This is a genomic window from Halomonas sp. A11-A, from assembly GCF_003182195.1.
GTDB classification, from domain to species: Bacteria; Pseudomonadota; Gammaproteobacteria; order Pseudomonadales; family Halomonadaceae; genus Halomonas; species Halomonas alkalicola.
In genome coordinates this window covers 1-24,811 of sequence record NZ_QGTM01000012.1, presented here as the reverse complement: position 1 = coordinate 24,811, position 24,811 = coordinate 1, and the positions used below count along the sequence as shown (strand labels likewise).

At 65.7% G+C, this 24,811-nt stretch carries 19 protein-coding genes and 1 pseudogene; 13 read left to right on the top strand and 7 right to left on the bottom strand.

Annotation, left to right across the window (positions count from 1 at the left end; translation table 11 throughout):
* The first annotated feature begins 25 nt into the window (after positions 1-25).
* The 5 genes from DER72_RS09635 (at position 26) to DER72_RS09615 (ending at position 7,562) form a co-directional block, all read left to right on the top strand.
* Positions 26-604 (top strand): TetR/AcrR family transcriptional regulator, encoded by a 579-nt coding sequence (locus DER72_RS09635; RefSeq protein WP_110069780.1) that lies wholly within the window; start codon positions 26-28, stop codon positions 602-604.
* Between the two features lie 229 nt (positions 605-833).
* Positions 834-2,507 (top strand): AMP-binding protein, encoded by a 1,674-nt coding sequence (locus tag DER72_RS09630; protein WP_110069779.1) that lies wholly within the window; start codon positions 834-836, stop codon positions 2,505-2,507.
* A gap of 174 nt (positions 2,508-2,681) precedes the next feature.
* Entirely contained in the window at positions 2,682-3,449 is a 768-nt protein-coding gene (locus tag DER72_RS09625; protein ID WP_110069778.1) for an SDR family NAD(P)-dependent oxidoreductase, read from the top strand.
* Between the two features lie 140 nt (positions 3,450-3,589).
* Positions 3,590-5,401, top strand: a complete 1,812-nt coding sequence (locus DER72_RS09620) for an acyl-CoA dehydrogenase C-terminal domain-containing protein (protein ID WP_110069777.1) — start codon at positions 3,590-3,592, stop codon at positions 5,399-5,401.
* 169 nt (positions 5,402-5,570) lie between these two features.
* Entirely contained in the window at positions 5,571-7,562 is a 1,992-nt protein-coding gene (locus tag DER72_RS09615) for a recombinase (protein WP_110069776.1), read from the top strand.
* Between the two features lie 93 nt (positions 7,563-7,655).
* Here DER72_RS09615 and DER72_RS09610 read toward each other — a convergent pair whose 3' ends face one another.
* From DER72_RS09610 to DER72_RS09590, 5 genes are all read right to left on the bottom strand, one after another.
* The gene (locus tag DER72_RS09610; protein ID WP_110069775.1) at positions 7,656-7,868 is read right to left on the bottom strand and encodes a hypothetical protein; all 213 of its coding nucleotides are present in this window, start codon (positions 7,866-7,868) and stop codon (positions 7,656-7,658) included.
* 92 nt (positions 7,869-7,960) lie between these two features.
* Positions 7,961-9,022 (bottom strand): DctP family TRAP transporter solute-binding subunit, encoded by a 1,062-nt coding sequence (locus DER72_RS09605; protein ID WP_110069774.1) that lies wholly within the window; start codon positions 9,020-9,022, stop codon positions 7,961-7,963.
* 83 nt (positions 9,023-9,105) lie between these two features.
* The gene (locus tag DER72_RS09600) at positions 9,106-10,392 is read right to left on the bottom strand and encodes a TRAP transporter large permease (RefSeq protein ID WP_110069773.1); all 1,287 of its coding nucleotides are present in this window, start codon (positions 10,390-10,392) and stop codon (positions 9,106-9,108) included.
* A 12-nt stretch (positions 10,393-10,404) separates the two neighbouring features.
* Positions 10,405-10,917 carry a TRAP transporter small permease gene (locus DER72_RS09595; protein ID WP_110069772.1) on the bottom strand — a complete coding sequence of 171 codons (513 nt, stop codon included), beginning with the start codon at positions 10,915-10,917 and terminating at the stop codon, positions 10,405-10,407.
* Positions 10,918-11,300: 383 nt separating this feature from the next.
* A complete protein-coding gene (locus tag DER72_RS09590; RefSeq protein ID WP_110069771.1) occupies positions 11,301-12,221 on the bottom strand; it encodes a MurR/RpiR family transcriptional regulator in 921 nt (306 codons plus the stop codon).
* 184 nt (positions 12,222-12,405) lie between these two features.
* On the opposite strand from DER72_RS09590, the gene DER72_RS09585 reads away from it, so the two are divergent.
* The 7 genes from DER72_RS09585 (at position 12,406) to DER72_RS09555 (ending at position 19,735) form a co-directional block, all read left to right on the top strand.
* Positions 12,406-13,629, top strand: a complete 1,224-nt coding sequence (locus tag DER72_RS09585; RefSeq protein WP_219983260.1) for a diaminopropionate ammonia-lyase — start codon at positions 12,406-12,408, stop codon at positions 13,627-13,629.
* Complete coding sequence (locus DER72_RS09580) at positions 13,622-14,851, top strand: Zn-dependent hydrolase (RefSeq protein ID WP_110069769.1); 1,230 nt, start codon at positions 13,622-13,624, stop codon at positions 14,849-14,851. The genes DER72_RS09585 and DER72_RS09580 overlap by 8 nt, the downstream gene beginning before the upstream one ends.
* A gap of 49 nt (positions 14,852-14,900) precedes the next feature.
* Positions 14,901-15,827, top strand: coding sequence for an N-carbamoyl-D-amino-acid hydrolase (locus DER72_RS09575; RefSeq protein ID WP_110069768.1), 927 nt, complete (start codon positions 14,901-14,903; stop codon positions 15,825-15,827).
* Positions 15,828-15,962: 135 nt separating this feature from the next.
* A complete protein-coding gene (locus tag DER72_RS09570) occupies positions 15,963-16,826 on the top strand; it encodes an HTH domain-containing protein (protein WP_110069767.1) in 864 nt (287 codons plus the stop codon).
* Between the two features lie 11 nt (positions 16,827-16,837).
* Complete coding sequence (locus tag DER72_RS09565) at positions 16,838-17,647, top strand: hypothetical protein (RefSeq protein ID WP_110069766.1); 810 nt, start codon at positions 16,838-16,840, stop codon at positions 17,645-17,647.
* A complete protein-coding gene (locus DER72_RS09560) occupies positions 17,644-18,885 on the top strand; it encodes a hypothetical protein (RefSeq protein WP_110069765.1) in 1,242 nt (413 codons plus the stop codon). Before DER72_RS09565 ends, DER72_RS09560 begins: the two co-directional genes overlap by 4 nt.
* Positions 18,875-19,735, top strand: coding sequence for a sensor domain-containing diguanylate cyclase (locus DER72_RS09555; RefSeq protein ID WP_110069764.1), 861 nt, complete (start codon positions 18,875-18,877; stop codon positions 19,733-19,735). Before DER72_RS09560 ends, DER72_RS09555 begins: the two co-directional genes overlap by 11 nt.
* Positions 19,736-19,751: 16 nt before the next feature.
* Here DER72_RS09555 and DER72_RS09550 read toward each other — a convergent pair whose 3' ends face one another.
* Positions 19,752-20,228 (bottom strand): nucleoside deaminase, encoded by a 477-nt coding sequence (locus DER72_RS09550; protein WP_110069763.1) that lies wholly within the window; start codon positions 20,226-20,228, stop codon positions 19,752-19,754.
* A gap of 419 nt (positions 20,229-20,647) precedes the next feature.
* Here DER72_RS09550 and dsr1 point away from each other — a divergent pair, with 419 nt between their 5' ends.
* Positions 20,648-24,472, top strand: coding sequence for an anti-phage defense-associated sirtuin Dsr1 (dsr1, locus tag DER72_RS09545; RefSeq protein ID WP_110069828.1), 3,825 nt, complete (start codon positions 20,648-20,650; stop codon positions 24,470-24,472).
* A gap of 217 nt (positions 24,473-24,689) precedes the next feature.
* On the opposite strand, the pseudogene DER72_RS09540 reads toward dsr1, so the two are convergent.
* Positions 24,690-24,811, bottom strand: a pseudogene (locus tag DER72_RS09540) (IS630 family transposase); the annotation flags it as partial.

Genomic DNA, 24,811 nt, shown 5'->3' with positions numbered 1-24,811 from the left:
CAAGCAAGCGCTAGTGTAAACGTCGATGAATGTAGTGAATGAGTCACCGCGCCGCAAGGAACTGACCCGCCAGGCCGCCCAGCTGTTCGTCCAGGAGGGCTTCGACCGTACCACGGTGCGCATGCTGGCCCAGGAGATGGGCATCAAGTCCGGCAGCCTCTTCCATCATTTCCGTGACAAGCAGGAGATCCTCGCGGCGGTGATCGAGGAGGGGACCCAGAATGCCCTGGTCATCGCCCGCGAGGCCCTGGCCCGCTGCGGCGCCAGCGCCGACGCCCGGCTGCACGCCATGGCCCGCGCCCACCTGGAGACCCTGCTCACCGACCGCAACGCCCACGTGGTGGCGCTCTACGAGTGGCGCCGCCTCGACCCCGACGCCCGCGCCCACCTGAGCCACCTGCGCGACGCCTACGAGGAGCTCTGGGAGCAGGTGATCGACGAGGCCCTGGCCGAGGGGCTGATCTACGGCGACCGCTTCCTGGTGTCGCGTTTCGTGATGGGCGCGCTCAACTGGACGGTGCGCTGGTACGACCCCGCAGGGCCCCGCACCCCCGACGACCTGGCCGACGAGCTGGTGGCCATGATCACCCGTCGTCCCGCCTGAGCCTCTCTCCACGCTTCCGCTCCGCCCTTTCCTGCCCGCCGCTGCCCGTCCCCGAGCTGCCCTCCGGCGGCTCGCTCGACCATGGTCTAGTCGCTTCACGAACGCCCGCTCTTGCCCTGTTCGCGAGGAGTCGCTAGCTTGGACCTAGCGCTTGATAGGTTGACGCTTACGTTAACTGAATCTATCCAGAGAGCCTACAACAACCACAAACCGCCAGATGAGGACCGTCATGAGCCCGCAAGCGAGCCTGCCCGACTATCGCGCCTATCTCGAGACCTTCTCCGTCGATGAGATGATCGCCCGCCTGGACGATCACCGTGACGGCAAGGCCAACGCCTTCGAATCCTGCTGCGGGCGCCACCTGCGCGCCGGCCGCGGCGGGGTGCTGGCGCTGGTCCAGGAGGACACCCAGGGCAACGTCAACACCCTGACCTACGCCGAACTCGAGGCCGAGAGCGCCCGGCTCGCCGGCTGGTTCGCCGAGCAGGGGCTGGGGGTGGGCGACCGCATCGCCTGCATGCTGCCGCGCTCCCCGCAGCTGCTGGTGGCGGTGCTGGCCACCTGGCGCATCGGCGCCGTCTACCAGCCGCTGTTCACCGCCTTCGGCCCGGATGCCGTGGACTACCGCCTGGGGCGCGCCGACACCAAGCTGGTGATCACCGATCACGCCAACCGCTTCAAGTTCGACGGCCTGACCCAGTGCCCGCCGGTGCTGGCGGTGGGTGGCCCGGACGCCGACCACCCGGGCGACCTGGACTGGGCCGATGCGCTGGCCCACTCGCCGATCGCGGCCAACCCGCCGCGCCTGGGTCGCGACGCCCCCTTCCTGCAGATGTTCACCTCCGGCACCGTGGGCAAGCCCAAGGGCGTGGCGGTGCCGCTGGCCGCCATGACCGCCTTCGCCCTCTATATGGAGCTGGCCGTGGACCTGCGCGAGAGCGACCGTTTCTGGAACATGGCCGACCCGGGCTGGGCCTACGGCCTCTACTACGCCATCACCGGGCCGCTGCTGCTGGGGGTGACCACCCACTTCTGCGAGGCGGGCTTCAGCGCCGAGGGGGCACTCGCCTTCATGAAGCGCCACCGCATCACCAACTTCGCCGCCGCGCCCACCGCCTATCGCTTGATGAAGGCCTCGGGGCTCTTCGACAACGCCCACGAGACGCTGTCGCTGCGCGCGGCGAGCTCCGCCGGCGAGCCGCTCAACACCGAGGTGGTGACCTGGGTGGAGCGCTCCCTGGGCTGCCCGGTCATGGATCACTACGGCCAGACCGAGACCGGCATGACCTGCAACAACCACCACGCCCTGGGCCATCCCAAGCACGTCGGCGCCATGGGCGTGCCGATGCCGGGCTATCGCCTGGCGATCCTCGACGCCGAGTACAACGAGCTGCCCCCGGGCGAGCCGGGCGTGCTGGCGGTGGACATCAAGAACTCCCCGGCGCACTTCTTCGCCGGCTACACCTGGCAGGAGAAGCACCCCTTTGCCGAGGGCTACTACCTGACCGGTGACGTGGTGATCAGAAACGAGGACGGCACCTTCCAGTTCGCCGGCCGCGACGACGACATCATCACCACCGCCGGCTACCGGGTGGGCCCCACCGACGTGGAGAACAGCGTGATGACCCACCCGGCGGTGGCCGAGTCCGCCGCCGTGGGCCAGCCCGACGAGATCCGCGGCGAGATCATCAAGTCCTACGTGGTGCTGCGCGAGGGCTTCGAGGCAAGCGAGCAGTTGGCCGACGAGATCCGCCAGCAGGTGCGCGAGCGACTCTCCACCCACGCCTTCCCGCGGGTGATCGAGTTCGTCGATGAGCTGCCCAAGACCCCGAGCGGCAAGATCCAGCGCTTCAAGCTGCGTGCCGATGCCGTCGAGAAGGCCGAGACGGGCGCCGAGCAATGATAACTGCAAGTCTCTGAAGCGAGAGGCGCCGGGGTCAGGGCGAAGAGGGGGGTCCTATGCCAGGGATGGCATCGGTAGCGCCCACGGAGGGGTTCACAGCGCCCCCTCGCAGCCCTGGCGCCGGATCAGCCTCGAGCGCTCTCTATCGTTGCCTTTCAATTCCAGGAACCTGATATGCACGTCAAGGACAATACCTTTCTGATCACCGGTGCCGCCTCCGGTCTGGGGGCGGCCACCGCCGAACGCCTGGTCGCCGCGGGCGGCCGGGTGGTGCTCTGCGACCTCTCCGACGCCGTGGAGGCCCACGCCGAGCGGCTGGGCGGCGCCGCCCGGGCGGTGCGCGGCGACGTCACCTCCGGTGACGACATCCAGGCCGCCGTGGACGCCGCCGTCGAACTCAGCGGTGGCCGCGGCCTCGCCGGTGTGGTGCACTGCGCCGGCGTGGTCAGCGTGGCCAAGCTGGTCGACCGCGAGGGCAACCCCGCCGATCTGGATGCCTACGCCCGCACCATCAACATCAACCTGGTGGGCACCTTCAACGTGATGCGTCTGGCCGCCGCCGCCATGGCGAAGAACGCCCCGGGCGAGGACGGCGAGCGCGGGGTGATCATCAACACCGCCTCCATCGCCGCCATGGACGGCCAGGTGGGGCAGTGCGCCTACAGCGCCTCCAAGGCCGGCGTAGTGGGCATGAGCCTGCCCGCGGCTCGGGAGCTCTCGCGCCACGGCGTGCGGGTGATGGCCATCGCCCCAGGGGTCTTCGAGACCCCGATGATGAGCGAGATCCCCGACGAGGCGGCCCAGGCCCTGGCCGCCGCCGTGCCCTTCCCCAAGCGGCTTGGCCGGCCCGAGGAGTTCGCCCGCCTGGCCGAGCAGATCATCACCAACGTGATGCTCAACGGTGAGGTGATCCGCCTCGACGGCGGTATCCGCATGCAGTAGCAGTGAAATCAAACGAGCGCTTGACTCTCGAGGCGGCGGCGGCTAATTTCAAACGTATGTTTGAAAGCGGCCGCCGCCGCCTTCGCGTCCCTATGACTCGGTGCCCCACGTGGCCCGGCCGTGGAACTGGAGAGATCGAGATGCCCGACTATCAGGCCCCCCTGCGCGATATCCGCTTCGTGATGGACGAGATGCTGGACTACCCGGCCCATTACGCCCGCCTGCCCGGCGGCGAGGAGGCCAGCTCCGACGTGGTGGCGGCGATCCTCGAGGAGGGCGCTCGCTTCGCCCGCGAGGTGCTGCTGCCGCTAAACCAGAGCGGCGATCGCGAGGGCTGCCGGCTGGAGGGCGGCGAGGTGAAGGCGCCCAAGGGCTTCAAGGAAGCCTACGCCCAGTACGTGGAGGGCGGCTGGCCGAGCCTCGCCGCCGATCCCGAGCACGGCGGCCAGGGCCTGCCGCCATCGCTTGCCATGGTCCTCTCGGAGATGATCTGCTCCACCAACCTGGCCTGGGGCATGTACCCGGGGCTCTCCCACGGCGCTGCCGACGCCCTGCGCCACCACGGCACCGAGGAGCAGCAGGCCACCTACCTGACCAAGCTGGTGGAGGGCACCTGGACCGGCACCATGTGCTTGACCGAGCCGCACTGCGGCACCGATCTTGGCCTGATCAAGACCCGTGCGGTGCCCACCGATGACGGCGCCTTTGAGATCACCGGCACCAAGATCTTTATCTCCGCCGGGGAGCACGACCTGGCCGAGAACATCGTTCACCTGGTGCTGGCCAAGCTGCCCGACGCCCCGGAGGGCTCCAAGGGCATCTCGCTCTTCGTGGTGCCCAAGTTCCTTCCCGATGCCGGGGGCAATCCGGGGGAGCGCAACGGTGTGGTGTGCGGCTCGCTGGAGCACAAGATGGGCATCCACGGCAACGCCACCTGCGTGATGAACTTCGATGCGGCAAAAGGCTTCCTGGTGGGCGCGCCCAACAAGGGCCTGGCCTGCATGTTCACCATGATGAACGCGGCCCGCATCGGCGTCGGCATCCAGGGCCTCGGCCTCACCGAGGCGAGCTTCCAGAACGCCCTGGCCTACGCCCGCGACCGCCTGCAGATGCGCGCGCTCTCCGGGCCCAAGGCGCCGGAGAAGGCCGCCGACCCGATCATCGTCCACCCGGACGTGCGGCGCATGCTGCTGACCCAGAAGGCCTTCGCCGAGGGCGGCCGGATGCTGGTGCTCTACACCGCCCAGATGATCGATATCGTCGAGCACGGCAGCGATGCCGCCGAGCGCGAGCGCGCCGAGACCCTGCTGGGTCTGCTGACCCCCATCGTCAAGGCGTTCCTCACCGAGGTGGGCTTCGAGGCCACCAACGAGGGCGTGCAAGTCTTCGGCGGCCACGGCTTTATCCAGGAGTGGGGCATGGAGCAGCTGGTGCGTGATGCGCGCATCACCCGCCTCTACGAGGGCACCACCGGCATCCAGGCCCTCGACCTGCTCGGCCGCAAGGTGCTGATGAGCCAGGGCGAGAACCTCAAGGTCTTCACCAAGGAGATTCACAAGTTCTGCCAGGCCGAGGAGGGCAACACCGCCCTTGCCGAGTTCGTGCGCCCTCTGGCCAAGCTCAACGCCGAGTGGGGCGAGCTGACCATGAGCATCGGTATGAAGGCCATGGCCGATCGCGAGGAGGTGGGCGCGGCCAGCGTCGACTACCTGATGTACTCGGGCTACGTGACCCTGGCCTACCTCTTCGCCCGCGCCGCGAAGCAGGCCCGCCTGGCACTCGCCGAGGGCAGCGATGAGGCCGCCTTCTACCGCGCCAAGCTCGACACCGCCCGCTTCTTCTTCCAGCGCCTGGTGCCGCGCACCCGCGCCCACAAGCAGGCCATCGAGGCCGGCGCCGAGTCGCTGATGGCGATCAGCGCCGAGGACTTCGGCCTGGGCTTCGAGATCTAGCACTCTCTCGGTCGCAAGGAAGTTCGACTTCCAGGACGATCGGTGGCTTGGCGGCGGGGCTCCCCGCCGCTTTTTTACGCTCGACTTTCCTGTCGTCGCGCTGGTTCAGGGGGCGTGGGCGAGGCATCATGTGTCGCCCCGGTCCTGACCCACAAGGATTCCCGCCAGCATGACCGCGACTTCCCACCTGGATAACGCCCTGGCCTCCCTGGCAGGGGAGAACCCCCTGGAGGCCTGCCTGGCCGCCCTATTCGGCTGGCTGCGTGCCGGTGCGCCCGAGCGGGTTGGCGAGCGCCTCGAGGCGCTGGTGCGGGCGCTGGCCGACGACCCGGAGCGGGCCCGTACCCTGGCCGAGGGCATCCTCGGGCGGTTCTCCGAGCTCGAGATCTATCCGTCGCTGGTGCGGCTGGGGATCCTCTCGCGGGAAGGGCTGTTCAGCGAGATGTCCACCCGGCTCTATGATCGGCTGAACCCGCCGCCGGTGGACCTGGACGACTCCAGTGATCTGCTGGCAAGCCTGATCACCCGCCATGACAAGCCCTGGCTCGAGGCCCTGCCGGCCCATGGCTGGCTGCGCCTCGGCCGCGTGCTGCTGGCCGCCCTGGATGCCGAGACCCGCCGCCGGGTCCGCGTGCACCTGCAGGAGGAGTGCCTCTATGCCTTGGAGATGCTGGCCATCTGGGTGGCGGCGGAGGAGCTCGACCCCGAACTGATGCGCATCGACGAGCGGCTGACCCGCATCGACTCCCCCTTCATCGCCCTGCAGCGGGAGATCCACGCCTTCGTGAAGTTCCGGGACACGGCGGCGGGGGAGACGTGCAGGGACGACTATCCGGCCATCGACCACCTCTGGGTGATGCTCGCGCAGTGCAACGACCAAGTGGCCCGCTTCCGGCGGCGCGGGGCCGGCAGCCTCGGCTCCTCGGTCAACGCCTCCTACCTGATCGAGCGGCTCGAGGACACCCTGAAGCGCATCGAGCGGCTGATCCTGCTGACCAGCCCGCAGCCGCGGATCGCCTGCACCCGAAGCGGTCTCGCGCTGTGGCAGGAGCTGCTGCTGGCGACCGCGGAGAAGGGCAGCCTGCGCGCGGTGTGGAAGAAGAGCACCCGGATGATGTCGCGCAGCATCACCCAGAACAAGAGCGACCACGGCGAGCGCTATATCTCCCGGGACATGCGCAGCTACCTGGGCCTGGTGGCCACCGCCGCCGGGGCCGGGGTGATCATCGCCGTGATGGCGCTGCTCAAGATCACCATTGAATCCTGGGGGCTCTCGCCGCTGCCCCAGGCCCTGCTGGTGAGCCTCAACTACGGCCTGGGCTTCGTGCTGGTCCACCTGCTGCACTTCACCATCGCCACCAAGCAGCCCGCCATGACGGCGGCGAGCTTCGCCGCCGAGGTGGAGCGCAACCGCCGCGGCCGAGCCGTCAGCCGCAAGCTGGGCAGGCTGCTGCTGGAGGTGAACCGCTCCCAGTGGGCGGCCGTGTGGGGCAACGTCTGCGCGGCGCTGGCCACCGCCCTGGTGATCACCTCGGCGGCCATGGCGGTGAGCGGCAGCGCCCTTTTGGCCAGCGACCAGATCGCCTACCAGCTCAGGGCCATCTCGCCGGTCCAGAGCCTGGCCCTGCTCTACGCGGCCATCGCCGGCATCTGGCTGTTCTGCTCCGGGATCATCGCCGGCTTCTTCGACAACCGCGCCGACCATATCCAGCTGGCGCGACGGCTCATGGGCCATCCCGCCCTGCAGCGCCTCTCACCGGCGCGACGCCAGCGCCTCGCCCACTATCTGCACGAGAACTACGGGGCACTTGCCGGCAACTTCCTGTTCGGCGTGTTGCTGGGCATGACCGGCTACCTGGGCCATCTGCTGGGCCTGCCACTGGATATCCGCCACGTGGCCTTCTCCTCTGCGAACCTGGGCTACGCCAGCTTCAGCGACTTCCAGGGCGTGGGGCCTTTCCTGATCGGCCTGCTGTTCGTGATGATGATCGGCTTCGTCAATCTCTGGGTCAGCTTCTCCCTGGCGCTGATGGTGGCGCTGCGCTCGCGCGCCTGCCGGATCGAGCCGGGCGTTCTGCTGGCCGGGGTCTGGGAGGAGATCCGCCGCGAGCCGCTGCGCCTCTTCCTGCCGGCGGTGCTTTCCGGCAGGAAGAGCGGTTAGGCGCAGGCCCCCCGAAGGGAGCCGGCATCCAGGCCCCCGGCATGTTGGGCCAAGGCCAGCCGGGCAGGGCCGGCGGTGGCCCGGGGAGTCGAGCTACCAGCCGAGCCGTCGTCGCAGCAGCGACAGCAGCGCCTGGAGGGGGCCCGAGACGTCGGCCGGGGAAGGGGTTGGGGAAGTATTCAGGGAAGCGGGCCGTTCAGGCTTTTGGAGGGTGCCGGTCAGGGCATTGCCCCGGGCCAGCTGCGTCAGAAAGGCGATCTCGCTCTCGCTGAGCGGTTCGCGGGGGTGTTCCAGGACCTTGTGCATCGCGGTTCACCTCGTTCAGGAGGGACAGGAAGGAACAGGAAGGGGAGTGGCGCCCGGGCCGCGTCGGCCGCGGGCGCCTGCTGCCGCTTCGATCAGCGGCTCGTCTCCTCAATGGCGGCGAGCATGGCGTCGAGCAGGGTCACGCCCTCGTCCCCATAGCGCCGCTCGATCACCTCCCGCACGGCAGGCTGGGTGGCCGCGACGAACGCCTCGCGGGCCTCCGGCGTGATGGTGTTGACCTCCATGCCGCGCGAGAGCTTCGGCAGCCCGCCCTCCGAGGCCTCGATGATCCGCGACATGGCGCGGCCGGCATCCACCGCTACCTTGGAGGCCCAGTCGACCACCCGCTGGTGCTCCTCGGAGAGGCTGGCGTAGAACTCGTCATTGATCAGCCACAGGTAGGGGGTGATCAGGTGGTTGCTGATGGTCAGGTAGTCCTGCACCTCATCGAAGTTGGCGAAGGCGGTCTGCTGGATCGGGTTCATCTGCCCGTCGGCCACGCCGGTCTGCAGCGCGGTATAGACCTCGGACCAGGCCAGCGGCGTGGCGCGGGCGCCCAGCGCGTTGATCATGGCCTCGTGGGTGGGCAGCGTCATGGTGCGGATGCGCATCCCTTCCATGTCCGCCGGCGCGGTGATCGGGCGCTCGGAGTTGGTGAAATGGAAGAAGCCGCCGCTGTCGAGCAGGCCCAGCAGCTTGAGCCCGTCGGTGTGCCCTTCCAGGTCCTCCGCCAGCATCTGGCCGAAGTCGCTGGAGAGGTCGATCACCTCGGTGGCGACGCCGATGTTCGGGAAGGCGAAGGGGATGTCGAAGATGCCGATGCGCGGGTAGTGCTCGGCGATGCCGCCCGCCGAGGAGATCGACGACTCGACGATGCCCTGGCTGACCTGGTTGATGACGTTGGCGTCATCGCCCAGCTGGCCGGCCGGGTAGATCTCCACCTTGAGCTCGCCGTCAGTGGCGGTTTCCACCAGCTGCTTGAAGACCGCGGTCATGGCACCGGAGTTGCTTGCCGTGGCCTCGGCCGGGTTGAGGTGGGCGATGCGCATGGTGGTGGCGGCATGGGCCGAGGCGCTGGCCAGCATGGCCAGCGACAGGGTGGCGCTGGCCAGGGCCCGGCGAGAGAAGGGCAGGGTGCGAAGGGTAGGGGTCATGGGTGGCTCCTTGGGTGTGACGACGGTCGGGTGGTCGGGTGTGATGACGCTCGCGTGAGCGAAGGATCTGCCAGCGGCCGGCATCAGCCGGCCAGCCCGAGCAGGCGGGGAACGAAGAGGGTGATCGGCTGCCAGTAGGCCGCCACGATCAGCACCAGCAGCTGGGCCACGATGAAGGGCCACAGCGAGCGGGTGATCGCCTCAATGCGCTCGCCGGTGACGGAGGCCAGCACGAAGAGACAGGCCCCCACCGGTGGTGTCATCAGCGAGATGGTCAGCGAGAGGATGATGATCATCCCGGCATGCACCGGCTCGAGGCCGATGGCCAGGGTCAGCGGCGCCAGCACCGGCGCCAGGATGATCAGCGCGGCGTTGATGTCCATGAACAGCCCGATGAAGAGCAGCAGGGCGATGATCATGCCCACCACCACGGCCGGGTTCTCGGAGATCGACAGGAAGCCAGAGGCAATGAGCTGGGGAATCTGGTTGAAGGTCATCCACCACCCGAGGATCGAGGCCGAGGCGATGATCAGGAAGATCACCCCGGTGATCAGGGCGGTGCGGGCGAGCATCTGGTAGAGGTCGCGCAGCCCGACGTTGCGGTAGATGACGCAGCCCACGAACAGCGCATAGAAGACGGCCAGGGCGGCGGCCTCGGTGGGAGTGGTGATGCCCGTCAGGATCGCCGCCAGGATGAAGACCGGCAGGATCAGGGCCAGCAGGCTGTAGCGAAACTCCCGGAGGATGCGCATCAGGCTCGGGCCGCGATCATCCTTGGGGAGGTTGAGGCGGCGCGCCGTGGCGGCGATCAGGCACATGCAGACCAGGCAGAGCAGCAGCCCCGGGATGATGCCGGCGGCGAAGAGTCCGGCGATCGACACCCCCATCAGGGAGCCATAGATGATCGCCAGCGTGGAGGGCGGGATGATCGGCCCGATGATCGAGCCCGCGGCGGTCACCGCACAGGCATAGGGGCCGGAGTAGCCCGCCTTCTTCATGGCCGGCACCAGGGTGTTGCCGAAGGCCGCTGCATCCGCGGTGGCGGAGCCGGTGAGCCCGGCAAACATCACCGAGGCCAGCATGTTGGAGTGCGCCATCCCCCCGCGCAGCCAGCCCACCAGGGCCTGGGCGAAGTTGACCAGGCTCATGGTCAGCCCGGAGCGGTTCATGATCTCCCCGGCCAGGATGAAGAAGGGCATCGCCAGGAAGGGGAAGAGGTTCAGCCCGGAGAAGAAGCGGTCGGGCACCATGGCGAGGAAGCGTCCCCCGCCCATGTCGAAGATGCCGATCATGCCGGCGACTCCCAGCACGATGCCGACCGGCATGCCGAGGAAGAGCAGAAGGAAGAAAGCGGAAGCGACGATGGCCATGGGGCGTATCCTTCAGGCGCGGACCTGGGCGGGCTGGGGGGCTCTTTCGAGGAGGTCTCGGGCGGCGCCGAGGGCGAGCTGCAGGCACGCCAGGCCCGAGGCGATGGGGATGATCAGGTAGGGATAGCCGCGGGGAATCCCGAAGATCATGGTGGACTGGTTGAAGCCCCGCTCCACGTAGGTCAGCCCGTGGTAGAACATGATGGCGAAGAAGGCGAAGCCGATCAGGTCGAAGGAGAAGGCCAGCGTCTTGCGCATCAGGCGCGGCAGGCGGTCAAAGATGACCAGCATGCCGACATGCTGGCGCTTGCAGATGCCGAGCGAGACCGCGAGCAGGGCCACCCAGATCATCAGGTAGCGAGCCAGCTCCTCGGTAAAGGTCAGGTTCCAGGGCAGTACATAGCGTGACAGGATGCCGATCCATACGGTGACGACCAGGATCGTCAGCATGGTCACGGCCAGGCGTTCCACCCAGAGGTTGAGGGTTTCGCTGATGAGGGTGAGGCGATGGTGCAGCGTTGTCATGGTGGCGTTGGCTCTTGAGTCATTCGGCTAGCTGTCACCATTCAATAAGCGTTCCACCTCTTGATAAGTCTAATAAAAACAAAGATATAAGTCCTCGTTACCTGTGGAAAGGTACGGGGTGCTTGCGAGGCGCTTCATCATGATGGTGCATCGATGCACCGCAACAAGGCGTTGGGAAAGGCGGGAGTGGGGCGGTGTTATGGCCTGGGGGAATATAGACCGATAAGTTCGGTAATGATGGCGATCACTTTCCACAAATAGAAAGGGAATAAATACGCAGAATCACCGGGCGATTCGTGGGGAATCTCCGGGGAATGGGGGGAGGGGTTACTGGGGAGTGGGTGGGAATTGTCAGGCGCGTGATGCGGTCGGTCAGGGGCTCCTCAGCTCGTGGTGGTGCCGCTGTTGCGCTGGGTAAGCCAGCTCAAGGCATCGAGCTCCTCCAGGTCGTCATGCAGGGTTTCGATCCGCTTCAGGCGCTCCTGTCCCTGGTGAAGCTCATGGTGGAACAGCGAGCTGCACAGCAGGTTCATCACGCTCATGGCGGCGGAATAGCTGTCGAAGAGTGACTGCGAGCGCACCTCGCAGACGAAGGCCCAGGTGGCGTTCTGGGTCGGCTCCGCCGCCGAGGGGTCGGTCAGCAGCAGGGTGCGGGCCCCCTGCCGGCGCGCGATCTCCAGGATGCGCGAGACCAGGGCCACGCGGCGGCGCATGCCCACCATGACCAGCACATCGCCCTCGGCGATATCGACGAGGTCTTCCGCCAGGGTCTGGCCCGCCCGGGGCAGCAGCGCCACGTCGGGCCGCACGATCTGCAGCTGCCGCTGCAGGTAGCTGGCCAGCATGTGGCTGTTGCGAAACCCCGCAACGTGCACGCGCCTGGCGTGGGCGAGGGCATCCACGGCGTCCCGCAGCCGGTCGGGGCGGATCGACTCCAGCGTCAGGGTCAGGTTGTCGCGCTCCTGGGCCAGGTGGTCGGCAATGGGCTGGCTCGCCTGGGTCGAGCCCGGCTGGCCGCCGGAGGGCGACGCGGAGGAGAGATAGACCGGTGAGCCCCAGCGCTTGGCCTCTCGGGCCTGCTGGCGCGCCTCGTTGAAGTCCCGATACCCCAGGCGCTGGAAGAAGCGCGAGGCCGCGGCGCGGGACGTGCCCGCCGCCTGTGCCAGTTCTCCGGCGCTGTAGGTGGCGATGTCGCCGGGAAAGCTGAGCAGCAGGTCGCCTAGCCGCTTCTCCGCCGGGGGCAGGGCGTCGTAGTGCTCATGGATCCGCGCTTCGAGCGAGTGGGGGTCTTGGCGTTGGGTCATGGGGCGATGATGCCATTCTCGGTCGCGATTGGAAACAGATTTTCAATCATTGACAGATTGAAAATTGTATTTCAGATTGGATGGCATTCGATCACGCCCGTTCACACCCCCATTTTCGTTATGCCCCCAGCCAGCCGGCGTGAGCCTGCCCAGCGCCAGGCCCGGGGCCAGCCCAAGGATGCCCATGAAACCCCTGATCCCCCACGACACCCTGCATCACCATGCCAATCCGCGCGCCCGGCGCGGGGAGCCGATCGGCCCGCGGCCTCGCGCCGTGCTGACCCAGGAGGCCATGCGCGAGGCCCGCGAGGAGATTCGCGCCTGGCCGGGCTACCGGCCCACCCCGCTGCTGGCGCTGGAGGGGCTGGCGGCGGCGGCAGGGGTCGGCCAGGTGTTCTACAAGGACGAGGCCCACCGCTTCTCGCTGAACAGCTTCAAGGCCCTCGGCGGCGCCTACGCCGTGCTGCGCCTGCTCAAGTCGCGGCTGCCGGCGGGGGTCACCACCGAGGCGCTGCTGGCGGGGGAGCACCGCGAGGCCGTCGGCGAGATCACGGTGTGCTGCGCCACCGACGGTAACCATGGCCGCTCCGTGGCCTGGGGGGCGCAGCAGTTCGGCGCACGCTGCGTGATCTATCTGCATGCCACCGTCTCCCGGGGCCGGGAGGAGGCCATCGCCCGCTTCGGTGCCGAGGTACGCCGGGTAGGCGGCAACTATGACGACTCGGTGCGCCAGGCGGCGCGCGACGCCGAGGCGAACGGCTGGTTCGTGGTCTCCGACACCTCCTACCCCGGCTACATGACGGTGCCGCGGGATGTCATGCAGGGCTACACGGTGATGGTCGACGAGGCCATCCAGCAGCTCGACGCGCCGCCGACCCACTGCTTCATCCAGGGTGGCGTGGGCGGGCTTGCCGCGGCGACTCTGGCCCAGCTCTGGGAGGCCTACGGGGCCGATCGGCCGCGGGTCGTGGTGGTGGAGCCCGAGCAGGCCGCCTGCCTCTACGCCAGCGCCCGGGCCGGCGCGCCCACCGCCGTGGAGGGCGAGCTCGAGACCCTGATGGCGGGCCTGGCCTGCGGGGAGGTCTCCCTGCTCGCCTGGGAGGTGCTGGACGAGGGCATCGACGACTTCATGACCGTGAGCGACGCCGCCGCCGTAGACGCCATGCGGCTGCTGGCCGATGGCGTGGACGGCGACGCCCCGCTGGTGGCCGGTGAGAGTGCGGTGGCGGGCCTGGCGGGACTGTTGATCGCGAGCCAGGAGCCGGCGCTGCGCAGTGCTCTCGGCCTGGATGCCCAGAGCCGCGTTCTGCTGATCGGCAGCGAGGGGGCCACCGACGAGGCGGTCTATCGGGAACTGGTCGGCCGCTCCTCGGCCGAGGTGATGGCGGAGGTGGCGACCCATGCGTGATGCCCTGCGAATCAACGGCCAACGCCTGGTGGCCCGCCTGGCCGCCCTGGGCGAGATCGGTGCCCTGGAGGGTGGCGGCGTCTGCCGGCTGGCGCTCAGCGACGAGGACCGCCAGGGGCGGGAGCGCGTCATCGACTGGATGCGGGAGCTCGGCCTCAGCGTCAGCGTGGATGCCATGGGCAACCTCTTCGGCCTGCGTCCCGGGCGCGAGGAGGGGCCGCCGGTGATGACCGGCTCCCACATCGACACCGTGCGCACTGGCGGCCTCTACGACGGCAACCTGGGCGTGTTGGCCGGCCTCGAGGTGATCGAGACCCTCAACGACGCCGGCATCACCACCCGTCGCCCGCTCTGCGTGGCGGCGTTCACCAACGAGGAGGGCGCCCGCTTCGCCCCGGACATGATGGGCAGCCTGGTCTACGTGGGTGGCATGCCCCTGGAGGAGGCGCTCGAAACCCGGGGCATCGACGGCGCGCGGGTCGGCGACTGCCTGGACGCCATCGGCGCCCGGGGCGAGGCGCCGGTGGGCGCACCGGACGTACACGCCTTCGTGGAGCTGCACATCGAGCAGGGGCCGGTGCTGGAGGAGTCCGGCGTGACGATCGGCGCCGTGGAAAAGGTGCAGGGCATCTCCTGGACCGAGTTCACCTTCACCGGGACCTCCAACCACGCCGGCACCACCCCCATGCGGCTGCGCCACGATGCGGGCTACGCGGCCATGGCCACCGCCACCTTCGTGCGCGAGCTAGCGACCCGCCTCGGCGGGGACCAGGTCGGCACCGTGGGCGCCCTGACGCTCTCTCCCAACCTGGTGAATGTTGTGGCCAACCAGGCGCGCTTCACCGTGGATCTGCGCAACACCGACAACGAGCTCCTCAAGCAGGCCGAGCGATCCCTGGCCGACTTCGTGACGCAGCTGGCCGAGGAGGAGGGGATCGAGGTGGAGCGCCGCACCCTGGCACGTTTCGATCCCGTGCCCTTCGACCCCGCCATGGTGGACCGCGTGGAGGCCAGCGCCAGGGCCCTCGGTCATTCGGTGATGCGCATGCCCAGCGGGGCCGGCCACGATGCCCAGATGCTGGCCAGGGTCTGCCCCACCAGCATGATCTTCGTGCCGAGCGTCGGGGGCATCAGCCACAACATCAAGGAGTACACGGCGCCCGACGACCTCGAGGCCGGTGCCAACGTGCTGCTGCAGGTCCTGCTGGGCCTGAGCGAATGACGCCCCGTCAGCACGCCTGTCCCCCATTCGCTCACCGAAAGGAGTCCCCATGAGCCGTCAACTGATCGTAGGCGCCGCCCAGCTCGGCCCCATCGGCCGCCACGAGACCCGCCGCCAGGCCGTCTCCCGCATGATCGAGCTGATGCGCGAGGCACACGCCCGCGGCGTGCAGCTGGTCGTCTTCCCGGAGCTGGCGCTGACCACCTTCTTCCCGCGCTGGTACTTCGAGGACCCGGCCGAGGTCGATGCCTTCTTCGAGCAGGAGATGCCCGGCCCCGAGACCCGGCCGCTGTTCGAGACGGCGCGGGAGCTGGGGGTGGGCTTCTACCTGGGCTACGCGGAGCTGGCCCGGGAGGCGGGGCGGGTGCGCCACTTCAACACCTCCATCCTGGTCGATGACCACGGCGAGATCGTCGGGAAGTACCGCAAGATGCACCTGCCGGGGCATCACGAGCACGAGCCCTGGCGCCCCTTTCAGCACCTGGAGAAGCGCTACTTCGAGCCCGGCGACATGGGTTTCGGCACCTGGCAGGCGTTCGGCGGCACCATGGGCATGGCGCTGTGCAACGACCGGCGCTGGCCGGAAACCTACCGCATGCTGGCCCTGCAGGGTGCCGAGCTGATGATGCTGGGTTACAACACGCCGATGCACTACCCGCCGGTGCCGACCCATGACCACCTGCAGGGGTTTCACAACCATCTCTGCATGCAGGCCGGGGCCTACCAGAACGGCATGTGGGTCGTCGGGGTGGCCAAGGCGGGCCGCGAGGAGGGCTGCGAGCTGCTCGGCCAGAGCTGCATCATCGCCCCGACCGGCGAGATCGTCGCCATGGCGGGAAGCGTCGAGGACGAGCTGATCACCTACGCCTGCGACCTCGATCGCACCCGCGAGATCCGCGAGCACATCTTCAACTTCGGCCGCCACCGCCGCCCGGAGACCTACGGCCTGATCACCGACCCCAAGGCCGCCGGCTGACGCCCCTCGGGTGTGGCGCCTGTCGGCATGGCGGGGGTGACTGGCCAGCGGGCCCGGGCAGGGCCATGATGATGCTCTCGTCTCCGCCTCGCCGGCGGGAACGCGTTCACCCGCTACCTGCCCGAGGAAACGCCCATGACTCGAACGACTCACCTGCAGGAGCTGCTCCGGGTGCTGCGCCACCACCAGGGCCCGATAGGCGGGCCCGAACTCGCCAGGGCGCTTGGCGTGACCCTGCGCCACCTCTACCAGGACATCGCCGTGCTGCGCGCGGTGGGGGTCGAGGTGGTCAACGAGCCGGGCCGCGGCTATGTGCTGCCGCCGGAGGTCAAGCTGCCGCCGGCGGCGCTGGCCGAGCCAGCCCCGGCCGCTGGCGCTCAGGATGAGCCCGCCCCGCTTATCTTCTACACCAACCCGCTCTCCCGGGGCGGCATCGTCCACTGGATGCTCGAGGAGCTCGGCGCCACCTATCGCATGGTGACCCTCGAGTACGGCGCCGCCATGAAGACGCCGGAGTACCTCGCCATCAACCCGCTGGGCAAGGTGCCGGCGATCCGCCACGGCGAGACGGTGGTGACCGAGGCCGCCGCCATCTGCGCCTACCTGGCCGATGCCTTCTCCGAGGCCGGCCTGGCACCGCCGCCCGCCGCCCGGGGCGACTACTACCGCTGGCTGTTCTTCGCCGCCGGCCCCCTGGAGAGCGCCATCGCCCTGAACGACCTCGGCGTTGCGCCCACGGCGGAGCAGGCGATGCGCTTGGGCTCTGGCGACTACTGGACCCTGGTCGAGACCCTGGCCGCAGCCGTGGCGGGCAGGCCCTATATCGCCGGCGATGCCTTCAGCGCCGCGGATGTCTACGTCGGCTCCCATATCGGTTGGGGCATGCAGTTCGGCACCCTGCCGCGCCGCCCGGAGTTCGAAGCCTACTGGGCCGGGCTGCGCGAGCGGCCGGCCCACCGGCGCTGCGAGGCCCATATCGAGCAGGTGCTGGCCCGGTAGGGATCATGGCCATGGGACGCCCAGCCGGTCATCTTTCGAGCCTCTCGTGGCACCTCGTCCTGCCGGTGCTGGCGCTGCTGCTCTGGTCGCTTGCGGGCAGTGCCTGGGCCCGCTGGCTCTTCCTGCCCGCCTGGGTGCTGGCCACCCAGCTGATCGCCGCAGGCAGCCTGGAGGCGGCCCGCCTGCGGCGCCGTGCCTGGCTGGGGCAGTACCTGCGTGACGGCTCCCCCTGGCATCATCGGCTGCGCGGCGGCGCCCTGATGGTGGCTCGCCACCAGTTCCTTGGCGCCCTGCTGGCGCTGGTGCTGCTGGTGAAGCTGCGGGGGTTGCCCCTGGCCGCCTGGCCGCTGCTGCTGGCGGGGGCATTCGGCGTCGCGCTGGCCCGCGGCTGGCTGCACCAGCGCCTGGCCCCGCACGTGATCGAGGCGCGGCTGCCGGCGGTCACCCGGCGCCTGCTGGTGGGGCCGGCCGCCGGCCTGCTGGCCCTGGCGCTGGTCGGGCTGGCCCTGTGGCTGCCCCAGCCATGGCTCGTCGACCTGGGCTGGGAGGCGGCGCTCCTGCGCCACCTGCCGGCCGGCGAGGGCGGATCGCTGCTCGCCTTCTTCGAACGCTTGGCGGCCGCCGCCGAGATCATCCGGGCCTGGGCGATGCAGAACGCCGAGGCGCAGCTGTCGTTGGGGGCGCCGCTGGCGCTGCTGGGCTGGCTGCTGATGCTGCTGACCCAGGGCGCCCTTGCCTGGGCCTTCGTGCGCCTGCTGGTCGGTGCCGATGTGCTGCGCGGCGAGGGGATAGTGAATCGACGCCAGGAGGAGACCCCGTGAGCGACGTGACCCTGCCTCGTCGAGAGGGGCAAGCCCCCACGCGCGGCTGGCACCGCTGGGGGCTCTCGCTGCTGGTGGTCCTGCTGCTGCTGGTGCTGTTCGAGGGTGGCCACCGCTGGCTGGAGTCGCGCAGCCAGGCGCCGCTGTTCCGGGTGATCGTGGCGGGGGAGTCGCTGACCCTGGATGCGCAGGCCCATGCCGACTTCACCCGGGACCTGGCGACGCTCACCGGCGAGGCCCAGGCGCGGCTCGCGGCGCGCATGACGCCCTGGTGGGAGACGCGCCTCGAGGCGGCCTTCGACCCGTTGGCCGCGGCGGTGCCCGGCTATCTGGACTGGTACTTCTCCGCGCCGGGCAGCTACCAGCGGCTCGCCGTGGCCCTGGTCGGCGACCTGGACGGGTGGCTGGACGAACAGCTCCACGAGCGGCTGGTGGTTCCCAGCGGCCTGGAGGCGGCGCTGGTCCAGCTCCAGGCGGACTACCCGGAACGCCTGGCCCGCGAGCAGCAGGCGATGGCCGAGGGCCTGGCCGCCACGCTTCACGAGCGCTATGCCCCGCGCCAGGTGGCCGCCGAGCCGGGGGAGGGCGAGAGCCCCGCCCTCGATCTGGACGCCGTGCTGCAGCACGCCCTCGATGAGGGCCTGGATCGTTCGCGATGGAGTGCAGCGGCGGTGGGGGGAAGCGGCGTGGGGTTGGTGGCGGGCCGCGCCCTGGCCGGGCGGCTGGGAGCCGGCGCAGCCGTGCAGGGCAGCCGCATGGCGCTGCGCAGCCTCGCGCTGCGTCTTGGGACCGGCGCCGCGCTCCCTGGCCAGCGGCGGGGCGGCGGCGGTAGCCATCTCGCCAACCGGCCCGGGGGCCGTGGTGGTGGGCACGCTGACCACGGCCGCGACCCTGGCCGGCATCGCCGGCAGCGAATACGCCTTGCTCAAGGGGCAGGAGGCACGCTATCGCCCGGCCATGGAGGCGCAGCTGCAGGAGGCCCTCGACGAGGCCCGTGCGGCTCTGGCCCTGAGCCTCGAGGCCGCCACCGTTGCCATGGCCCGCGACATGGAGGCGCGGGTGAATCGCGTAGTTTCGCCGGATGGTGCGACGGAAGAGGTGGGCAACGAGGCGACGCCCGAGGCCTACCGTATCCTTGGCAGGTGGGGCGTAACGGCCCCAGGATGCCTACCGTCTCCCGCCAAGGTCGGGATACACTCGATGTTCGCGAACCGGACGCCCTGACTCATGCCCGTTGATCTTCAAGCCCTCTATCCCAAGCTGGTCCACCTGATGCTGGACACGGTCTTCGTGGTCGACAGGGACAACCAGATCGTGTTCGTGAGCGATGCCTGTGAGGCACTGCTCGGTTACCGTGCCGACGAGCTGACGGGGACGACGATCACGAACTACATGCATCCGGACGATCTGGCGGCCTCTCTGGCCTCCATCACCCGGGTCATGAAGGGACAGTCCCACATCGATTTCCGTAACCGCTATATCCGCAAGGATGGCGGTATCGTTCATATCCTGTGGTCTGCCCGCTGGTACGAGGAGGAGGGGGTGCGGATCGGTGTCGCCCGGGATGTGACGGCCCTGAGGCAGGCCGAGGACGAATTGCGCTACCTCGCCCATCATGATGCGCTCACGGGGCTGACCAACCGCTCGCTGTTCTATGATCGGCTGGAATCGGCGCTGCATGCGGCCCACCGCCATCAAAGCGGCCTGGCGCTGCTGTTTCTGGATCTCGATGACTTCAAGCGCATCAATGATGCCCACGGCCATGCGGTGGGGGATCGTGTGATCTGCTCGGTGGCACGACGGCTGGAAGGCTGCGTGCGAGAGACGGACACGGTGGCGCGGATGGGCGGCGATGAATTCACCGTCCTGTTGACGGACATCCACTCGACGGATGCCGTCTCCAGGAAGGTGGAGCAGATTCTCGCGGTCCTTTCCCAGCCCCTGGGCGGTGAACTGGACGGGATCGCGCCCTCTTGCAGTATCGGCGTGGCCTGTTATCCCTACGACGGGGAGGATGCCGACACCCTGCTGAGCCATGCGGATGGCGACATGTACCGGATCAAGAGGCACCGCTCGGCCGCTCGGTGACGAGCGGCCAGGCCAGTCAAGCGCCGTGCAGGCGCCTATGCAGGTCGCGGATTCGCTCGGCGAAGGCCGGCACCGGCCCCTCGACCACGGCATCGGGCACCACCTGCCGGATCGGCAGCGGCGCCACCGGCGCCGGCGAAGCGCCGATCTCCCCAAGCCAACCGATGAGCTGCTCCGACGAGCTGGCATAGACGATCCGCCCCAGACCCACCCAGCCGTGGGCCGCCGCGCACATGGGGCAGTGCTCGCCGGAGGTATAGACGGTGGCCCGCGCCCGCTGCTCGGGCGTCAGGTGCTCCGCGGCCCAGCGTGCCAGGAAGAACTCCGGGTGCTGGGTAGCGTCGCCGCCGGCCACGTGGTTATGGTCTTCCGCCAGCACCTCGCCATCCCCGCTCACCAGTACCGAGCCGAACGGCTCATCCCCCGCCTCCAGCGCCTGCTCCGCCAGCGCCACGCAGCGTTCCAGGTAGGCCATATCCTTCTCGTCGATCATCGTCCGGGCTCCTTGGGTTTCCGAGTGAGCCACCAGCATACTCCCAACGCGCCGTTGGCCAACCGAAGCTCACTGAGCTAGGCTGGGTGCATTACAAACGGAAACAGCTCGGCAACAGGGCTGACCCAGGGAGCAGGGAAGGCGACATGGCAGCGACACCCACTGACTTTTCATCGACCGTCCGGCATGGCTGCGGGAAATGGCAGAACGCCGTTTCCCGCAGCCATACCGGTTTTTCTGTGGCCGCTTTCGACCCTGAGCGGACATGTCGGAAAATGCAGCAAGCACGTTCATTAGGGATGTTTAGCACGCACAATTATTGGTGTTATACTACCGCGCTATAATCAGTGTTTTAGTGGGTTAGGTATAGGGTCTCAACAATTTAAACACGCTTGGACATTGGGTAGGGAACAGAAGGTATGCAGTTCATCACCAACGGCCCTGACATACCAGATGCACTCGTGCAAGCGCACGAGGAAGGTCGAGTGGTGTTTTTCTGTGGAGCCGGAATATCTTACCCCGCCGGGCTTCCTGGTTTTAAAGGCTTGGTAGAGAAAATCTATCGCGAATGCGGAACTACTTTTTCTGAGATTGAAAAAGAGGCTTTTGATCGTGGTCAGTTTGACGCAACGCTTGATCTACTAGAGCATCGTCTACCTGGCCAGCGGTTAACAGTTCGCCGTGCCTTAGCAAAGGCCCTGAAACCAAAGCTCCGACGTAAAGGAGCCATCGATACGCAAGCGGCATTATTGTGCCTTGCCGGTAGTCGAGATGGCGCATTGCGGATGGTGACAACTAACTTCGATAGTATCTTTAATGTGGCGGCAAAACGTACGGGGCAGACATTGCAATCCTATGCTGCCCCGATGTTGCCAATTCCTAAAAACAGTCGCTGGAACGGACTGGTGTATCTTCATGGTCTGCTACCTAATAAGGAAGATGACACTTCGCTGAACCGCTTAGTTGTCACCAGCGGTGATTTTGGTTTGGCCTATCTCACAGAACGCTGGGCGGCACGTTTTGTCAGTGAGTTGTTTCGCAACTATGTGGTCTGCTTCGTGGGCTACAGCATCAATGACCCGGTTCTTCGCTATATGATGGATGCGTTGGCGGCGGACCGTATGCTAGGCGAGGTGACACCACAAGCCTGGGCATTGGGCGACTGCGAGCCTGGTGAGGAACACCGGAAGAGCATTGAGTGGGGAGCTAAAGGTGTTAGGCCAATTCTCTATGAAGTGCCTACTGGCACTCATGATCACTCTGGGTTGCACAAAACTCTGCATGCTTGGGCAGAAACTTATCGCGATGGAGTACAGGGTAAAGAGGCTATAGTCGTCAAACATGCCTTAACTCAGCCTCAGGCAAGCACCCAGCAGGACGATTTTGTCGGCCGAATGCTGTGGGCTTTGTCAGATAAGTCCGGATTGCCCGCAAAACGCTTCGCTGACTTCAATCCCGCTCCCTCATTAGATTGGTTATTAGAATCATTTGCTCATGAGAATTTCGAGCACAGCGATTTGGCTCGCCTTGGTGTGCCTCCGCGTGACGAAGTTGACGCCAAATTATGCTTTAGCTTAGTTCGCCGTCCTGCTCCCTATGATCGTGCACCGCCGATGCTGTTAGTTTCTGGTGGTGTTTCCGGTAGCCAATGGGATGAGGTCATGTTTCAACTGGCTCGCTGGCTTACGCGCCACCTAAATGATCCAAGACTTGTTATATGGATTGCGGAGCGAGGTGGACAGTTGCACGATCGTTGGTCGTGGCTGATCGAGAATGAGTTAGATCGTTTCTTCAAATTGGAACAGGAGGGTAACACGTCCGAGCTTGACGAAATACGATCACAAGCCCCAATGGCTATTCCCAGTCCGTTGATGAAGACGTTTTGGAGGCTTTTGCTGAGTAGCCGAGTGAAATCGCCATGGCACAATTCTGACCTGTATCACTGGCAAAGCCGATTAAAGAGAGAGGGTCTCACTACCACGCTGCGTCTGGAACTTCGCGAGTTATTAAGTCCCAAAGTGGCGTTTAAAAAACCGTTTCGCTGGAATGGCAATGACTCGAGCATAGATGATGAACCCTCTCATATTAGGCAATTAGTAGACTGGGAGCTTGTTTTGGCCGCTGACCATGTGCATTCAGCATTGCAGGACATGGCCGACCCGCAGTGGACATCAGCTCTACCACTCTTGTTGGAGGATTTTCAGCAACTACTGCGTGATGCGCTGGATGTGTTACGGGAGGTGGGAGAAGCCAACGATCAGAGCGACAGATCGCACTGGGATTTACCATCTATATCGCCTCACTGGCAAAACCGTGGGTACCATGATTGGGTAAGCTTGATTGAATTGCTCCGTGATTCGTGGCTGGCTCTGCATGCAAGTGACAATGCTCGTAGTACACGTATCGCACAAGCTTGGTTCGATTTTCCGTACCCTACTTTCAAGCGTCTGGCACTATTTGCAGCCAGCCAGGATAACAGTATACAACCTAGGCAATGGGTGGAGTGGCTTTTGTCCGATGGTGCTTGGTGGCTCTGGTCCACTGAAACCGGACGAGAAGTTTATCGGCTGTTAGTTCTGAAAGGGCGGTTGTTGGATGGAACTCCCCAAGAGCGTCTGGAGGTAGCCATCTTGGCTGGCCCTCCTCGCGAGATGTACAGAGATGATTTAGAGCATGATCGATGGCAGGACTTGTTAGCTCACTCCGTCTGGCTGCATCTTGCCAAACTAAATTCGTCTGGGCTTGCTCTTGGCGAAGCTGCAGCAATACGGTTGGCGGAAATATCCAATGCTTTCCCGCAGTGGCAATTGGCGGCTAACGAGAGTGATGAATTCTCACACTGGATGAGTGGCACCGGTGATCCTGACTACGAGGACAAACGAGACGTAGATATTGCCCCTCGCAAACGAAAGGAGCTGGTAAAATGGCTATCAAAACCAGTTCCCGAAAGACGACCATTCTACGAAGATACGTGGCGTGATGTTTGCCGCACCCGCTTCTTTCACAGCATTGGCGCCTTATATGATTTGTCTCAAAGAGGAGAATGGCCAACCGAGCGCTGGAGAGAAGCCCTTCAGGTATGGGCGGAAGATAGCTTGGTATCACGTGCTTGGCGATACATTCCACCATTGGTACAGGCTATGCCTGATGCCGTAATAAAAGAAATTGCTCACAGCATTACCTGGTGGTTGGAAAAGGCATCAAAGGACGTAGATCGACACGAAGATATTTTACTGAACCTATGCGGCCGTGTACTAGCGCTAGACATTGATGCTGGCACAGGGGGGCGCAACGGCCAACCGTTCCATCAGCCTGTTATGGAGGCCATTAATCATCCGGTTGGGCATGTCACTCAAGCCATCATCAATTTGTGGTTCAAGCAAAATCCGAACGACAACGATTTGCTTCCTGCAAATATTAAGCCCTTCTTTACCTCTCTTTGTAATATTCAGGTAGTCCGATTCCGCCACGGCCGTGTTCTCCTTGGGTCGAGACTAATCGCACTATTCCGCGTGGATCGGATCTGGACAGAGCAACATTTGCTACCTCTTTTCAGTTGGGGCAATCTCACGGAGGCAAAGGCCGTTTGGGAGGGTTTTCTTTGGTCGCCGCGCTTGTATCAACCTTTGTTGATCGAAATCAAACAGCAGTTACTCGATAGCGCAAATCATTACACCGATCTTGGCGAGCATCGCCAGCAGTTCGCTGCCTTCCTGACTTACGTTGCATTAGGCCCGGCCGAGGGATACACTGTAGATGAGTTCCGTGCTGCTATTGGTTCATTACCACAAGAGGGGCTGGAAAAGTGCGCCCAAGCATTATCGCAAGCGTTAAAGGGTGCCGGCGAGCAACGTGAGGATTATTGGAAAAATCGTGCTCAACCTTTCTGGCAGAAAATTTGGCCAAAGTCTCGCGACCTCGCCACCCCGAGAATTGCAGAGTCGCTAGCGCGTTTGGTGATTGCTGCTCGAGGTGAGTTCCCCGCGGCCTTGGCTGCAGTGTTTGACTGGTTACAGCCAATAGAACATCCTCATTATGTCGTTCGTCAGTTGCATGGATCCGGTCTGTGCAGCAGGTTCCCCAACGATGCCTTGCTGTTGCTAAATGTGCTGATTTCTGAACAGCAATGGGCACCCCGTGAGTTGGGTCAATGCTTGGACGAGATAGCTCAAGCCGGGCCACAGCTTGCACGAGACGCCCAATACCAGCGATTATATGAGTACTTCCGTATGCGCCGGCAGTGATGGTGATGAAAGTATGGGATTGTAAACATCAGGGTCTAACAACAAATACTGTCAGGCTGGTTCTTCGCTTTGCTACTAATCAGCCAAAAATACGGGCGTTAGTCGTAAAGAGAGATTGAACTGTGAGCACGTAAAAAATAGAGCAGCTCAAGTGGGTATGCGGAGGTTTTGCGGGGATCTGTCTAGCCTTTTTCTGACTATTTTGGGTGCTAAGTGGCTATTCAAAATTTATCGTGCGCTCAGACCCGTAGCCGTCGAGTAGGCGACAGACCTCCTTGCTGAGGTGGTCAAATGAGAGATAGGCACTCAACGGTAGCCATGCGTACTTCATCTGCCGCC

Bases quoted from the DNA above. Each gene is read 5' to 3' on its own strand.
- DER72_RS09635 (WP_110069780.1), top strand. From the start codon at position 26: ATGAATGTAGTGAATGAGTCACCGCGCCGCAAGGAACTGACCCGCCAG.
- DER72_RS09630 (WP_110069779.1), top strand. From the start codon at position 834: ATGAGCCCGCAAGCGAGCCTGCCCGACTATCGCGCCTATCTCGAGACC.
- DER72_RS09625 (WP_110069778.1), top strand. From the start codon at position 2,682: ATGCACGTCAAGGACAATACCTTTCTGATCACCGGTGCCGCCTCCGGT.
- DER72_RS09620 (WP_110069777.1), top strand. From the start codon at position 3,590: ATGCCCGACTATCAGGCCCCCCTGCGCGATATCCGCTTCGTGATGGAC.
- DER72_RS09615 (WP_110069776.1), top strand. From the start codon at position 5,571: ATGACCGCGACTTCCCACCTGGATAACGCCCTGGCCTCCCTGGCAGGG.
- DER72_RS09610 (WP_110069775.1), bottom strand. From the start codon at position 7,868: ATGCACAAGGTCCTGGAACACCCCCGCGAACCGCTCAGCGAGAGCGAG.
- DER72_RS09605 (WP_110069774.1), bottom strand. From the start codon at position 9,022: ATGACCCCTACCCTTCGCACCCTGCCCTTCTCTCGCCGGGCCCTGGCC.
- DER72_RS09600 (WP_110069773.1), bottom strand. From the start codon at position 10,392: ATGGCCATCGTCGCTTCCGCTTTCTTCCTTCTGCTCTTCCTCGGCATG.
- DER72_RS09595 (WP_110069772.1), bottom strand. From the start codon at position 10,917: ATGACAACGCTGCACCATCGCCTCACCCTCATCAGCGAAACCCTCAAC.
- DER72_RS09590 (WP_110069771.1), bottom strand. From the start codon at position 12,221: ATGACCCAACGCCAAGACCCCCACTCGCTCGAAGCGCGGATCCATGAG.
- DER72_RS09585 (WP_219983260.1), top strand. From the start codon at position 12,406: ATGAAACCCCTGATCCCCCACGACACCCTGCATCACCATGCCAATCCG.
- DER72_RS09580 (WP_110069769.1), top strand. From the start codon at position 13,622: ATGCGTGATGCCCTGCGAATCAACGGCCAACGCCTGGTGGCCCGCCTG.
- DER72_RS09575 (WP_110069768.1), top strand. From the start codon at position 14,901: ATGAGCCGTCAACTGATCGTAGGCGCCGCCCAGCTCGGCCCCATCGGC.
- DER72_RS09570 (WP_110069767.1), top strand. From the start codon at position 15,963: ATGACTCGAACGACTCACCTGCAGGAGCTGCTCCGGGTGCTGCGCCAC.
- DER72_RS09565 (WP_110069766.1), top strand. From the start codon at position 16,838: ATGGGACGCCCAGCCGGTCATCTTTCGAGCCTCTCGTGGCACCTCGTC.
- DER72_RS09555 (WP_110069764.1), top strand. From the start codon at position 18,875: ATGCCCGTTGATCTTCAAGCCCTCTATCCCAAGCTGGTCCACCTGATG.
- DER72_RS09550 (WP_110069763.1), bottom strand. From the start codon at position 20,228: ATGATCGACGAGAAGGATATGGCCTACCTGGAACGCTGCGTGGCGCTG.
- dsr1 (WP_110069828.1), top strand. From the start codon at position 20,648: ATGCAGTTCATCACCAACGGCCCTGACATACCAGATGCACTCGTGCAA.